The 14,163-nt window shown below is 71.6% G+C and carries 11 protein-coding genes and 1 pseudogene; 6 read left to right on the top strand and 6 right to left on the bottom strand.

Features of this window, described 5'->3' with window-relative positions; translation table 11 throughout:
- Positions 1-69: 69 nt before the first annotated feature.
- Positions 70-219 (bottom strand): annotated as a pseudogene (locus IE198_RS13070) (LacI family transcriptional regulator); the annotation flags it as partial.
- A gap of 580 nt (positions 220-799) precedes the next feature.
- Between IE198_RS13070 and IE198_RS13065 the strand changes: the two are divergent.
- Entirely contained in the window at positions 800-3,829 is a 3,030-nt protein-coding gene (locus IE198_RS13065; RefSeq protein ID WP_189885963.1) for an alpha-mannosidase, read from the top strand.
- A 69-nt stretch (positions 3,830-3,898) separates the two neighbouring features.
- Here IE198_RS13065 and IE198_RS13060 read toward each other — a convergent pair whose 3' ends face one another.
- Positions 3,899-5,326: a tannase/feruloyl esterase family alpha/beta hydrolase gene (locus IE198_RS13060; protein ID WP_373299846.1), complete on the bottom strand. Its 1,428-nt coding sequence runs from the start codon at positions 5,324-5,326 to the stop codon at positions 3,899-3,901.
- Between the two features lie 45 nt (positions 5,327-5,371).
- Positions 5,372-6,637, bottom strand: coding sequence for an extracellular catalytic domain type 1 short-chain-length polyhydroxyalkanoate depolymerase (locus IE198_RS13055; protein ID WP_189885961.1), 1,266 nt, complete (start codon positions 6,635-6,637; stop codon positions 5,372-5,374).
- Between the two features lie 308 nt (positions 6,638-6,945).
- Here IE198_RS13055 and IE198_RS36585 point away from each other — a divergent pair, with 308 nt between their 5' ends.
- Entirely contained in the window at positions 6,946-7,491 is a 546-nt protein-coding gene (locus IE198_RS36585; protein WP_373299845.1) for a streptophobe family protein, read from the top strand.
- 283 nt (positions 7,492-7,774) lie between these two features.
- Positions 7,775-8,287 (top strand): ATP-binding protein, encoded by a 513-nt coding sequence (locus IE198_RS13050; RefSeq protein ID WP_189885959.1) that lies wholly within the window; start codon positions 7,775-7,777, stop codon positions 8,285-8,287.
- A gap of 614 nt (positions 8,288-8,901) precedes the next feature.
- On the opposite strand, the gene IE198_RS13045 is transcribed toward IE198_RS13050, so the two are convergent.
- From IE198_RS13045 to IE198_RS13035, 3 genes are all read right to left on the bottom strand, one after another.
- Entirely contained in the window at positions 8,902-9,327 is a 426-nt protein-coding gene (locus tag IE198_RS13045) for a VOC family protein (RefSeq protein WP_189885957.1), read from the bottom strand.
- 210 nt (positions 9,328-9,537) lie between these two features.
- Positions 9,538-9,771 (bottom strand): hypothetical protein, encoded by a 234-nt coding sequence (locus tag IE198_RS13040; RefSeq protein ID WP_189885955.1) that lies wholly within the window; start codon positions 9,769-9,771, stop codon positions 9,538-9,540.
- A 119-nt stretch (positions 9,772-9,890) separates the two neighbouring features.
- A complete protein-coding gene (locus IE198_RS13035; RefSeq protein WP_189885953.1) occupies positions 9,891-10,808 on the bottom strand; it encodes a S1 family peptidase in 918 nt (305 codons plus the stop codon).
- 713 nt (positions 10,809-11,521) lie between these two features.
- Between IE198_RS13035 and IE198_RS13030 the strand changes: the two genes are divergently transcribed.
- The 3 genes from IE198_RS13030 (at position 11,522) to IE198_RS13020 (ending at position 14,162) form a co-directional block, all read left to right on the top strand.
- Positions 11,522-12,181, top strand: coding sequence for a DUF6629 family protein (locus IE198_RS13030; RefSeq protein ID WP_189885951.1), 660 nt, complete (start codon positions 11,522-11,524; stop codon positions 12,179-12,181).
- Positions 12,182-12,326: 145 nt separating this feature from the next.
- Entirely contained in the window at positions 12,327-12,713 is a 387-nt protein-coding gene (locus tag IE198_RS13025) for a hypothetical protein (protein ID WP_189885949.1), read from the top strand.
- A 45-nt stretch (positions 12,714-12,758) separates the two neighbouring features.
- Positions 12,759-14,162, top strand: a complete 1,404-nt coding sequence (locus IE198_RS13020) for an NADP-dependent succinic semialdehyde dehydrogenase (protein WP_189885947.1) — start codon at positions 12,759-12,761, stop codon at positions 14,160-14,162.
- Position 14,163: the final 1 nt, after the last annotated feature.

Genomic DNA, 14,163 nt, shown 5'->3' with positions numbered 1-14,163 from the left:
GTCCCTACCAGCCCGGACGTGAGCGGCGCCCGTGCGCATGCGGCCCATCCTGTGGGGCGAACCGCGCCGTCAGCTCGCGGGCGCGGTGCTCTCGCGCTCGATCAGCTCCGGCAGCGGCACCTGGACGGAGCGGGCCACGCCGCCGTCCAGCAGGGCGGTCGGCTCCCGGGCCGAGATCCGCCCGAAGACCACCGGGTCACGGGAGAGCGCGGTGAGGAACGCCCGACACGGTCGTCGAGCTCACCCACCGGGCCGAGGCCGGCCACGTCACCGTCGAACTCGTCGTCGCCACGGCCGAAACCGCCGCGCCGGGCGAGGCCCATCCGTACACGTATGTGCCGGTGGGCACCGCCGGCCCCGGCCGGGCCACCCGGACCGTGCGGCTGACCGGCCTCACCTGGACGGCGCACGCGCTCGGCGTACGGATCACCGGCGACGGCGGCCCGATTCGGTGGCGCCTCGGCGCGCCGGCCGTACGGCGCGGCGCCGCCTCCGCTCCCGCCGCCCCGGCCGCGCTGCGGGTCACCGACGTGACCGGGCAGGGCTGCGCTTCGCCTGGCAGGGTCCGGCCGGAGCCGTCCGCCACTGCACGCTGCACCGGGCTCCTGCCCGAAGGCAGCCGGCGCTTCCTCGCCGCGACCTGTCAGCGCGCCTTCTCCATACCGGACCTGGCGCCGAACAGGGCGAGCGCGCCGCACGGTTCGAAGTGCGCGTGGTGGGGGAGCTCTACACCGCGTCCACCCCCGCGACCGCCGTCCACCGCTGGTGACAACGCCCCCGAGAACCCGGAGCACCCCTCATGCATGACGACCGCACGCTCGTCGAAGGACGACTCAAGCGTGTCCTCGACGAACGCATCCGCCCCGCCGTGTATCCCGAGTCCGTGCCGCTCGACGTCGCCCTGTGGAACGCGCCGGGCGAGCCCGTCCCGGTCGAAGAGGGCATCGGCGCCGCGCCGGAGCCGGTCGCGGTGGGCGACATGTGGGGTGCTCCGTGGGGCACCAGCTGGTTCACCGTCACCGGGACGGTGCCAGAGGAGTGGGCCGGCCGCACGGTCGAGGCGATCCTCGACCTCGGATTCGACGAGAACATGCCCGGCTTCCAGTGCGAGGGCCTCGTCTACCGCCCCGACGGCACCCCGGTGAAGGGCCTCAACCCGCGCAACCAGTGGGTCCGCATCGGCGCGCCCGTCGAAGGCGGCGAGGAGGTGCGTCTGCACATCGAGGCCGCGTCCAACCCGGTGATCCTCGACTACCACCCCTTCCTGCCGACGCGGCTCGGCGACAAGGAGACGGCGGGCAGCGACCCGCAGTACCGGATCGCCCGCATGGACCTCGCCGTTCTCGACGAGAGCGTGTGGCAGCTCGTCCTCGACCTGGAGGTGCTGGGCGAGCTGATGCACGAGCTGCCCACCGACGGCGCCCGACGGCACCACATCCTGCGTGCCGTCGGCCGCGCCCTCGACCGGGTCGACCTGCAGGACGTGAACGGCACGGCGGCCGCCGCCCGCGCCGAGCTCTCCGGCGTCCTGACAACGCCGGCCGAGCCGTCCGCCCACCGCATCAGCGCGGTCGGGCACGCCCACATCGACTCGGCGTGGCTGTGGCCGCTGCGAGAGACGGTGCGCAAGGTCGCCCGTACGACCGCCAACATGACGGCCCTCCTGGAGGACGAGCCGGACTTCGTCTTCGCCATGTCACAGGCCCAGCAGTTCGCCTGGATCAAGGAACACCGCCCCGAGGTGTACGCGAAGGTGAAGAAGGCGGTCACCGACGGCAGATTCCTGCCGGCCGGTGGAATGTGGGTCGAATCGGACACCAACATGCCGGGTTCGGAGGCGATGGCGCGTCAATTCGTCCACGGCAAGCGGTTCTTCCTCGACGAGTTCGGCATCGAGAACGAGGAGGCATGGCTCCCCGACACCTTCGGATTCGCCGCCGGGCTGCCGCAGATCATCAAGGCCGCCGGCTCCAAGTGGCTGCTCACCCAGAAGATCTCCTGGTCGCAGACGAACAGGTTCCCCCATCACACCTTCCAGTGGGAGGGCATCGACGGCACCCGTATCTTCACCCACTTCCCGCCCGTCGACACCTACAACTGCTCCATGAAGGGCAGCGAGATCGCCCACGCGGCGAAGAACTTCAAGGACAAGGGGGTCGCCAGGCACTCGCTCGCACCCACCGGCTGGGGCGACGGCGGTGGCGGCACCACCCGCGAAATGGTCGCCAAGGCCGCCCGGCTGCGCGACCTCGAAGGCTCCGCCACCGTGACGTGGGAGACCCCCGGGGAGTTCTTCACCAAGGCGGAGGCCGAGTACCCCGGTCCGCCCGTATGGGTCGGCGAGCTCTATCTGGAGCTGCACCGCGCCACCCTCACCAGCCAGGCGAAGACCAAGCAGGGCAACCGGCGCAGCGAACACCTGCTGCGCGAGGCCGAACTGTGGGCCGCCACCGCCGCCGTGCGCACCGGACACCCCTACCCCTACGAGCCTTTGGACCGGATCTGGAAGACGGTGCTGCTGCACCAGTTCCACGACATCCTGCCCGGCTCCTCCATCGCCTGGGTGCACCGCGAGGCGCAGACGACATACGCCACGGTGGCCGAGGAGCTGAACGGGATCATCGGCTCCGCGCAGCGCGCCCTCGCCGGTGACCCGGCCGCCGGACGCGAGCTGGTGTTCAACGCCGCCCCGCACGAGCGGCACGGCGTCGCGGCCGGCGCCGCTGCCGCCCCCACCGACGGCGGCAGCGCCCAGCTGACCGAACGCGACGGCGGCGGCTTCGTCCTCGACAACGGACTCCTCCGGGTCGAGATCGACGCCCGCGGGCTGGTGGTCTCCGCGTACGACATCGGCGCCGAACGCGAGACCGTCGCGCCGGGGCAGGCCGCCAACCTCCTCCAGGTCCATCCCGACTTCCCCAACATGTGGGACGCCTGGGACGTCGACGAGTTCTACCGCAACACCGTCATCGACCTCACCGACGCCGACGAGGTCACCACCGCCGACTCCTCCGGCGCGGCGGTTCGCGTGACGCGCACCTTCGGCGACTCCAGGGTCACCCAACTGCTCACCCTGTCCGCCGGCGCCAAGCGCCTCGACATCGACACCGAGGTCGACTGGCACGAGACGGAGAAGTTCCTCAAGGCGTCCTTCCCGCTGGACGTCCACGCGGAGCGGTACGCCTCCGAGACCCAATTCGGCCACTTCCACCGGGCCACCCACACCAACACCAGCTGGGAGGCGGCCAAGTTCGAGGCGTGCAACCACCGATTCGTCCACATGGAGGAGCCCGGCTGGGGCGTCGCCCTGGTCAACGACTCGACGTACGGACACGACGTCACGCGCACCGTCCGTCCGACCGACTCGGGTACCACGACCACGCTGCGCGTGTCCCTGTTGCGGGCCCCGCGCTTCCCCGACCCCGAGACCGACCAGGGCGTCCACCGCTTCCGCCACGCCCTCGTACCGGGCGCCTCGATCGGCGACGCCGTACGGGAGGGCTACCGCGTCAACCTGCCGGAGCGCCGCGTCCCCGGTGATGCGGAGGTCACGCCGCTGGTGACCGTCGACAACGACGCCGTGGTCGTCAGCGCGGTGAAACTGGCCGACGACGGCAGTGGCGACGTCGTGGTGCGCCTCTACGAGTCGACGGGCGGCCGCGCACGCGCCCGGCTGACACCCGGTTTCACGGCTGCCTCGGTGGCGGCCACGGACCTGCTGGAGCGTCCGCTCACGGACGCCCGCCGGACCGAACTTCAGGCAGGGTGCGTGCAGTTGGCGCTGCGCCCGTTCGAGCTGGTCACGCTGCGCCTGGTCCGCGAGGCCTGACCGCAGGCGACGGACTGCCGGTCCGCCCCCTCCTCGAGGCGGACCGGCGGGCCGTCGCCGCTACCGGTGTCAGAGCCGGCAGTCCGTGAGCAGATCCCGCCCGTCGCCGGGCATGACCACCGTGTGGCTCGCCGCCGGCCTGCCGCGATGCCCGAGCCAGTCCTCCATCGCCGTGAACGCCGAGCGGTGACACGGCGTCAGAGGCCGTAGCCGGTCGGGGAAGGCGTCGTACAGCGAGTCGACGTGTGTCCCGCCCTCGATCCGGTAGTAGCGGAACAGCCCGTCCCGCCCGGCGTCGCGCACCATCCGCGCGTACACGTCGGACCCCTCACCGATCGGCAGCAGCACGTCCAGCGTGCCGTGCAGCGTGATCAGCGGCTTCCCGATCCGGCCCGTCAGCGCGATCCGGTCCACGGCCCGGTGCACCTCACCGGGCCGCGAGGCGTAGTCGTAGTCCGCGTCGCAGGAGGGCGTCCCCGGAGCGCAGAACGGTGTCCCGGCCTCCGTGGAACCGTCGAAGCCGGGGTCCAGCTCCTCACGGTAGATCCGCTGCGTCAGGTCCCAGTAGTACCGGTGGTGGTAGGGCCACAGGAACTCCGAGCCCGCCGGATACCCGGCCGCGACCATCTCCCGGTGCGCCTGCTCGGCCCCGGCGCCACCGGCCGCGTACACGGGGTGGCTGCGCAGCGCGGGCGGCAGGAACGTCAGCAGGTTGGGACCTTCGGTGCGCCACAGCGCGCCCTCCCAGTCCACCCCGCCGTCGTACAGCTCCGGACGGTTCTCCAGCTGCCAGCGCACCAGGTAGCCGCCGTTCGACATGCCGGTGGCGAGGGTGCGCCGCGGCGGGCGGTGGTAGTGCTGGGCGACGACCGCGCGGGCGGCCCTGGTCAGCTGGGTGACCCGGTCGTTCCACTCGGCGATCGCCTCGCCGGGACGCCGCCCGTCCTGGTGGAAGGCGGCACCGGTGTTGCCCTTGTCGGTCGCGGCGAAGGCGTAGCCCCGGGAAAGCACCCAGTCCGAGATCGCCCGGTCGTTGGCGTACTGCTCGCGCACACCCGGAGATCCGGCGACGACCAGGCCGCCGTTCCAGCGGTCGGGGAGCCGGATGACGAACTGGGAGTCGTGCATCCAGCCGTGGTTGTTGTTCGTGGCCGAGTGGTCGGGGAAGTAGCCGTCGATCTGGATGCCCGGGACGCCGCTGGGCGTCTCGAGCCCCGCCGGGGTCAGGCCCGCCCAGTCGGCCTGGTCCGTGTGCCCGGACGCGATCGTCCCCGCGGTCGTCAACTCGCCGAGGCAGGACAGCTTCTGGTGCTCGGCGCCGGGCACCCGCACGGTGTGCTGCCGGGCGCAGTGGCCGGGTTCCCGGGCCTCTGCGGCGGGGACGACGGCCAGTCCGATCAGCAGCGCGGCCCCGGCGACCGCCCGTACGGCACGTCCGCTCCGGCCGGAGCGTCTGCGGCGCGTGGGCGAGATGCCTGGGGGAAGGGCGAGCGGCACGGAAAGGCCTCCTGGTGAGAAGTGGTTGAAGGGGAGATGTGCGGTTCAGGGGCAGTTGTCGTCGGCGACGACGTAGTGCCCTGCCGGTGACTCCTTGAGGGTGTGCGTGACGAAGGTGTTGTAGAGGCCCATGTTCTGACCGGACCCCTTGGCGTACGTGTAGCCGCCGGTGGTCGTCGCCCGGCCGGCCTGGACGTGCGTGTGGTTGCTGTCGCTCCAGCACACCGGGGCGTCAGGGTCGTCCGGGTCAGGGTCCGGGCCGGTGGCGCCGGTCAGCCCGAAGAACTCGCTCACCCAGAGGCTGGAGCAGATCGAGTCGATGAAGTGCGCGGTGCCCGTGCGCCCGCACTGCTGCGGGCCGCTGCCCGGGTCCACCGGCGTTCCGTGCCCGATCGACGGCACCCGGTCCACCTCGACGGCGACCTGACCCGTCCCCTTCGAATACTGCTCCCTGCGGGTGCTGTTCGGGCCGATCACCGACGTCCTGTCCGGAGTCTGGTCGATCCCGTGGACAGCGGTCCACTGGTCCCTCAGCTCCCGGGCGTTCACCGGAGCGACCGTGGTGTCGTCGTCGCCGTGCCAGACGGCCACCCGCGGCCAGGGACCCGTGTACGACGGATACGCGTCCCGCACCCGCCGCGCCCACTCCGCCGGCGTACGGTCCGTGCCCGGGCTCATGCAGAGGAACGGACCGGTGTCCTTGGTGCAGTCGTACGGGATCCCGGCGATCACCGCGCCCGCTTCGAAGACGTCCGGGTAGGCGGCGAGCATGACCGAGGTCATCGCACCGCCTGCGGAGAGACCGGTCACGTACGTGCGCGCGGGATCGGCGCCGTAGGCGGACTCGGCGTGCGCGACCATCTGCCGGATCGACGCGGCCTCGCCCTGCCCGCGCCGGTTGTCCGTCGCCTGGAACCAGTTGAAGCAACTGTTGACGTTGTTCGCCGACGTGGTGCCGGCGAGTACCAGCAGGAAGCCGTGCCGGTCGGCGAAGGCCGTCAGTCCCGAGTTGTCGGCGTACACCTGGGCGCTCTGGGTGCAGCCGTGCAGGGCCACCACGACGGCCGGGTCCGGTGCGAGGGACGCCGGCCGGTACACGTACATGTCGAGGTTGCCCGGATCGGAGCCGAAGTCGCCGACACGCTCGAGGGGCACGGCGGCGTGCGCGGCGGGAGCGGGGGAGAACAGCAGACCGCCTGCCGCCACGGCGAGTGCGGCACACAACCGGCCGGCCGTACGGCGCAGTCGGCGCACTACCGGCCGTGCGCCGACGGGCTCGGACGGGCGTTCACGACGGTGACGGAGCGGCATCCGGACCTCCCACGGGTGACGGGGTGTTACCGGTCACAGTAGGAACGGCCCGTGCGAGGAGTAATGGTGACGCCACCCATAGCCACGCACGCCGACGGCGGTGCACGCCCTCTTGTGCCGGGAGGCGAACCGCTGCTACGGAGTCTCGCCGAGTGCGGGGGTCACGAGGGGCGTCGGGAGCAGGCCCTTCGGGGACCGGGTCGTCCGGGGCGCCCGGCTCGGGAGCAGAGCGGCGGGGGAGACCCGCAAGCCGACGCGGTCGGCCCGCTCGGGGAGCGCACCGCAGTTGCCGTGCATAGCGTGGCGGCGTGAGTCAGCAGGCACCGAGCAGCCCCGGCAGCGCGACACGTCCCGCTCACGGCTGGCCCCACGCACTCGCCTCGGTACTTGCCGGCCTCGCCGTCATGGCCGCCTGCGCGGCACTCGGGCTGTGGGCGGCCGGTGCGGCGGATCTGCCGGACGGCGGTTTCCTCCCGGTCCTCCCGGTCCTCCCGGTCCTCGCGGCGCTCGTCGTGATGGCGGCCGGCGGGACCGTCGAAGTCGCCGGGGACGCCGGAGTCATCGCCGAGACCAGCGCCGGTTGCCGCTGCCTGGGGGCTGGTCACCGGTCTGATCGGCGGGCTCTTGGCCTCACGGGTCCGTCGGCGGGGCCAGGCGGTCCCGCGTTCTCGGTGACGGCGGCCCGAAGGCGGCCGGACAGGACGGGCAGAGCCCGGCGCGGCGGATCCGGCGGGAGATGGCCGGTGGCCACGAACTCCTGCACCGGGTGCCAGGACGCGCGCGTCATGGATGACGATGTGGCTCAGGAATCACGCCCGACGCGATACGCCCGGATCGGATCCGTGACCGTGTAACCGGCGTCATCCACAAGGAGTGCGGGCGCGGTCGGCGCGCCCCGCTCCGCCAAGTTCGAATTCTAGCGATATGTACGGTGTTGTGCTCCGTGGTATTCGACGCAACGGAGCCCCGTGCCGACGGTTGACACGGCATGGAACTTCCGCGTCCCCCTGCGGCCGCGTGTTGCGAACGGCGGAAGGTCGGTGCACCCTAAGGGTTACCCAGAAGCGACACAGGCTCACTCTTCGTACTCGGGGGCCGTATGCGAATGACGGGCCGTCGCGGTGAGGAGCCACGGTCATGAACGTTCCGGTTGCCTGCCAGTACAGAATCGAAGTACCGGCCTCCCCTGAGCGCATTCCTCAGATCCGCCGCATCCTCGCGGCGCATCTGAAGTACTGGGGCCTCGACGCCCATGTCATGCCGGTTTGCAGCGCCGTCGACGAACTCGTCGGCAATGTCGTCGACCATGTCGAAGGCGACAAGACGTGTGTGGTCGAGCTGCGTTGGACGGGTCGCCATCTGGGCGCCTCCGTCTCCGACCGCGACCGCACCCTTCCCAGACTGCACACCTCGTCCCCCACCAGTGGCGGACTCGCCAGGGTGGCCAGGCTCAGCGACAGCTGGGGCACCTGCGCCACGGAGGAGGGCAAGGTGATCTGGTTCAGCCGGCGCGTCAAGGAGCCGCAGCGCGTGCTGTCCGGTCCGCAGGTGCCACAGTCGCCGGTGCGGGAGTTCAAGCCGCTGCCGCTGGAGTCGGTGCCCGCCGAACGGTTCGACGCACCCGCCCTTCATGTACACGCCGTTCGATGACGCGTCCACGTGCTGCCCCGCGACAAAATCTCCCGTGACGCACGGGTCTGCCTGCGGGACCGACATGGTGAACGGCACCGGTCAGGCCACCGGGAGACATGCACGCTCCCTCTGGGACATCCGGGTCCGGCGAGCCCGCCCGGGACCCGCTGGGCGTCCGGAGCCGCGGAACCGCCGGGCACGGGGGTTCCCGTGCGTTTCCGGTTGGTGCGCGTCTTGCCCCCGCACAGGCGCCGCCGTCCATCGGCGCCTGCTGCATGAAGGTGTGATTCCCGGCGTACTCGGGATCCTCCGGCTGTGAGTCGTCGGCTTGCAAGCCGTCCTTGGCCATGCGGGACGGTGAGGGCTCACGGACTCCGCGCGGCCCGTCCAGCGGGCCGCGACGTCCTTGAACATCCGGTCGTGCCGCTCCCGCGCCTCGGGTCTCCGCCTCCGCCGCCTCCTGTCGGGCCTGCGTGCCGCTGCCGGATCCCGGCGCAGTGCGCGTCCCGTCCCGCATCCAGGAGGATCAACCATCATGGACCGTTCGGTCGAGGACGAGCGGGAGCTGCGCGGCGAGATCGCCCGGCGCGGCCCTCTCGGCGTCGGTCGGCGTGTTCCGCCGGGTGCTCGGCTCAGAACACCGGCTCGCCGACGCCCAGCAGGTTCCCCTCGCTGTCGCGGAACCAGGCGCCGCGTTCACCCCGTGCGCCCTTGCTCGGGTAGTTCCCTTCGATCTCGGCGATCCCGTCCCTCGTTCGAAACCCAGGTACATCGATCTCCTCGAACACCACGCCGTGCCGTCTGAGTTCCGACACGACTGTCTCGATGCCGTCGACCTCCCACGCCATCTGAGTGAAGGTGCCGGGAGAGGCTCCCGTCGACCGGAACAGTACGAACTCCGCGCCTCCGCACCGATACAGCAGCCCGCCCGGCCGTTCCTCGACGGGGTCCAGGCCGAGCTGCTCGGAGTAGAAACGCCGCGCCCGGTCGAGGTCCTGCGCGGGAAGCCTGGTTGCCACGCGGCTGGGGGCCAGACCGGTCCTTTCGTGTGCGTGCATGCCGCCAGTGTGCCGTGATCAGTGGCCGAAAGGCCGGCAGAAGCCGCGCCCGGCCGCGGTGCAACTCTTCCCGAGCACGGCGCATGCGCGTGGAGGTGGAGCCGCCCACGTACGTGGCGTGTCGCTGGACCAGGCGTTCCCCGCATCGAGTCCCGGCGGCGAGTGCGCCCTCGCTTGAACACGACGAACTCGGGCGTGGGCCGCCGGCGGTCACGCCGCCCTTCTCTCCTCCGGGCCGGCGGGATGCAGTGTCGCGACCAATCGGAAGAAGTCCGCCTCGTTGCCCGCGAGCCCGACGGCTCGCAGCGCGTCGTCCGCCTCCGCCATCGGCACCGCCAGCAGCGGGACCGCGAGCGGCGCCTGCTGCGGGTCGGCGAGAACGGCCCTGGCGGTCTGCAGCAGTCGTACGTATGCCTGGGCGGCTGTGGTCCCGGGATCGGTCATCCTGCGTTTCCCCTCGTGACGGTGTCGACCCGTCAAGCATCGCCGACCCCACTGACAACCGCGAAGACCGGCGGACCGCCCAGGGGTTGGCGGACCGCCGGCCACAGGCCGAGGGCGAGCTAGAAGACGCTCACGCCGTACGCGCCGAGTGCCTCGGTGACGGGCTGGAAGAACGTGGTGCCGCCCGAGGAGCAGTTGCCGCTGCCGCCGGAGGTCAGGCCGAGGGCCGTGCTGCCCGAGAACAGCGCGCCGCCACTGTCGCCGGGCTCGGCGCAGACGTTGGTCTGGATCATGCCGTAGACCACGTCGCCGCCGCCGTAGTTGACCGTCGCGTTGAGACCGGTGACCCGGCCGCTGTGCAGACCGGTGGTGCTGCCGCTGCGCTGGACGCTCTGGCCGACATAGGCGTTGCCGGCGCCGGTGATATCGCGGTAGCTGCCGTTGTACAGGTAGACGCGGCCGTCCGCCGCGGAGGCGTTGGAGTGACGGATGATGCCGTAGTCGTTGTTCGGGAAGCTGGAGCCGGCCCGTGTGCCGAGCAGTGTGGTGTTCGACGAGTTGGTGTACCAGGTGGAGCCGATGTTGGTGCAGTGACCGGCCGTCAGGGCGTAGTACGTGCTGCCGCTGCGGACGTTGAAGCCGAGCGAGCAGCGCCCGCCGCCGGTGTAGATGGCCTGACCGCCCGCGATGAGCTTGCTGAAGGTGCCGGGGGTTCGCTTGATTTCGAGGGCGCCGGCACGATCGCCCGCGGCCTTCTTGATCTTGGCGATCTCGGCTGCCGAGACGGTGGAGTCGGCCGTGACGACGAGCTTTCCGCTCTCCTTGTCGGTGTACCAGGCGGTGCCGGCCACGTCGGCCCCGAGGACCGCTTCACCGGCCTGGGCGAGCTGGCCGGTGGTGGCCCGCGGTGAGTCGGCCGGTTCGGCCATGGCGGACGGGACTGCAAGCGCGGAGGCGGCCACGAGCGCGGAAGCGACGGCGATCAGCCGCGCACCTCTCGAGACGCTGCCGAGGGGGGAAAGGCGCTTGATCTTCACTGCATCCTCCGGTGGGGGAATCCGGGGCCCGCTGGGTGGGCGGGCCCGTCGAACGACGGCTGCAGGACGTGACACGAAAGGACTTGGTCATGAGCCTGACAACCCCCGCGGAAGGAATCCTCCGGTCCCGGCCGCGTCGCGGCAAGGTCGTCTTTCGGCCGCTCCGGCACGTCCCACGGCCGCGCCGCATCTCGGAACCGCGCGTTGCTCCTGCGCGGGCCTCTCCTCCCGCGGCGGGGCCGCACGGCGGCCCGGCCCGGCAAGGGCGCGCCTTGGCCACGGGAGCAAAGGGCATGAGCCGTTTGCTGACCAGGGCTCAGCGGAGGTGTACGCCGGGGGCGATGCAGCCCGGGTGGCCGTCAGGCCTCCCGGCAAAGCGGGACGGTGCCTGCCGACCTGGCTGCTCGGCGTCGAGCGGGGTCCCCGCCCGTGAGGAGCCGCCCCGCCGCTGCCACACGATTGCTCACCGCAACGTTTCACCGGGGCCGGCGAACCGTTGCAGTGGATCCCGCACATCCCGGGCACCACGCCCGCAGCCGGAACCGTCCGGATGCCGCTCCGGCCTACCGTGATGCCCGGACGCGGACTGCCGACCCGCGAACTCTGCGCCGGTCACTCCCGAGGCCCCGGCAGCAACTCCTTTATGCCTCAATCACTCCCGTTCGCGCAGCGGCCGCAGGTGTCCGGATCCCGACCGTCGTACCGTGAGCGGCATGTGCTGGAGTGCGACGGCCGACCTCATGGCCGGCACGGGCGTCGCCGCCGTCGGCGTGATCGCCGTGGCGGTCACCGCGCAGCGCCGCCGGCCCCGCGACCTGTTACTTGCCGCGCTGCCGCTCCTGCTCGGCGCACACCAGATCGTGGAGGCCGTCATATGGCGCTCCGGCGGCGGCGCCGGACCCGCCACCACCGCCTGGGCCGTCATCGCCCTGCCCGTACTCGCCCTCTGGGTCCCCCTCGGCGTACGGCTCGCCGCGCCGCCCGAGGCACGCCGACGGCTGCTCGTGCCGGCCGCCGTCGGCGCCGCGACCGCCGCCGTCCTGACCCTGCGGCTCGCCACGGGCACCGTCACCGCCGATGTCCGCCGGCACACCGTGGGCTACGCCATCGACCTCCCGTACGCCCCGCTGCTGATCGCCGCCTACCTGGTGGCCACCCTCGGCGCCCTGCTCCTCGCCCCGGACCGCGCACTGCGGATCCTCGGCGCGCTCGTGGCCGCCGGAGCCCTCGTGTGCGCCGTGCTGTGGAACACCGCCTTCGTCTCCACCTGGTGCGCCGTCGCGGCGCTCGCCTCCGTCACCCTTCTCGTCCGGACCGTCCGGCGCCCACCGGTCCCGGACCCTCACCGCCCCGGCCCGCTCGCCGCCCCGTGAGGTTCCGGCCGGGAGCCACTGGGTACTCGGCGCTCCCCACGGCCCGTCGCCGCCCCGTGTGCAACCGGCCCAGGTCCGGTCGCACACGGGGGGCCACCGGGTCAGGCTGGAGCACGGGGGCACGTTCCGAGAGGCGGGAAACACGGTGAACAGTGCACACGAATCCGCGACGTCCGTCGTGGTGACGCTCAGCGGCTGCTCGAGGGAGGACGCCGACGCGGTCTTCCGCACCCTCGGCAGGTCGTTCGAATCGGACCGCGCGGCGGGTGACGCACCCCAGTACGTCTCGGAAGGCCACGCGACCGTGTGGACCACCACCTTCGACGTGGCCCGGATCCAGGAGGACGCCGAACCCGTGCGGCTCGCGGCACCTGTGACGGCGGAGCTCCAGGGCGGCTACTGGGCGGTGGACCGGATCCAGGCGATGCTTGCCGCCGCCTTCGACCTGCTCGAGGAAGGCATGGCCGCAGGGGACCAGGAGAAGGACGTCCAGCTCCGGCTCAGCAGCGGCGTCCACCAGGAAGAGATCTGAGCAGCCGCGCGTACGGCCGGCATCCGAGCCCGAGGAGCACCGCCCATGCCCATCGCCACCGTCAACCCCGCGACCGGCGAAACACTCAGGACCTACGAATCCCTGTCACCCGAGGAGATCGAGCGCCGCCTCGACCTCGCCAGGACCGCCTTCGCGGAGCACCGCACCCGGCCCTTCGGCGAGCGGGCGGCACTGCTGAACCGGGCCGCCGACCTCCTGGACGGGGACCAGCAGGATGTCGCCCGGGTGATGACCACGGAAATGGGCAAACCGATCGCAGCCGCCCGCGCCGAAGCCGCCAAGTGCGCCAAAGCCATGCGCTGGTACGCCGCCCGGGCGGAGAGCCTGCTGGCCGACGAACACCCCGCCGCCGGCGACGTCGAGGACTCCGGCGCCGTACGCGCCACCGTCCGCTACCGGCCGCTCGGCGTCGTCCTCGCCGTCATGCCCTGGAACTTCCCCCTCTGGCAGGTGATCCGCTTCGCCGCCCCCGCTCTCATGGCGGGAAACGTGGGACTGCTCAAGCACGCCTCCAACGTGCCGCAGACCGCGCTCTACCTGGAGGACCTGTTCACCCGCGCCGGGTACCCCCGAGGGTGCTTCCAGACGCTGCTCGTCGGCTCGGACGCGATCGAATCCGTCCTGCGCGACCCCCGGGTGGCCGCCGCCACCCTGACCGGCAGCGAAGGCGCCGGCCGCTCCGTCGCCTCCGTCGCCGGTGACGAGGTCAAGAAGACGGTCCTCGAACTCGGCGGCAGCGACGCCTACGTCGTCATGCCCTCCGCGGACCTCGACGCAGCCGTCAGCACAGCCGTCACCGCCCGGGTCCAGAACAACGGCCAGTCCTGCATCGCCGCCAAACGGTTCATCGTCCACACCGACGTCTACGACCGGTTCTGCGACCGCTTCACCGCGGCGATGAAGGACCTCACCGTCGGTGACCCCTTGGACGAGTCCATCGACGTCGGCCCCCTCGCGAGCGAACGCGGCCGGGCCGACCTCGAAGAACTCGTCGACGACGCCCTCGGCAACGGCGCCACCGCACGGTGCGGCGGCCGCCGGCCCGCCCACCTCGAGCGCGGCTGGTACTACGAGCCCACCGTCCTGACCGACGTCACCGACACCATGCGCATCCACCGCGAGGAAGCATTCGGTCCTGTCGCATCCGTCTACCGGGTCGCCGACGCGGGACAAGCAGTCGCCGTGGCCAACGACAGCCCCTTCGGGCTCAGCTCCAACGCCTGGACCCGCGACAGTACAGAGGTGGAACTCTTCTCCCGGGACCTCGAAGCGGGCGGCGTGTTCTTCAACGGAATGACCGCCTCACACCCGGCGCTGCCCTTCGGCGGAGTCAAACGGTCCGGCTACGGCCGCGAGTTGTCGGGACACGGCATCCGGGAATTCTGCAATGTCACGACCCTGTGGCACGGCACGGACACGGAGAAGTAGA

This window comes from Streptomyces xantholiticus (assembly GCF_014651015.1).
In the GTDB taxonomy this organism is placed as follows: domain Bacteria; phylum Actinomycetota; class Actinomycetes; order Streptomycetales; family Streptomycetaceae; genus Streptomyces; species Streptomyces xantholiticus.
This window is presented reverse-complemented; position numbering and strand designations above follow the sequence as displayed.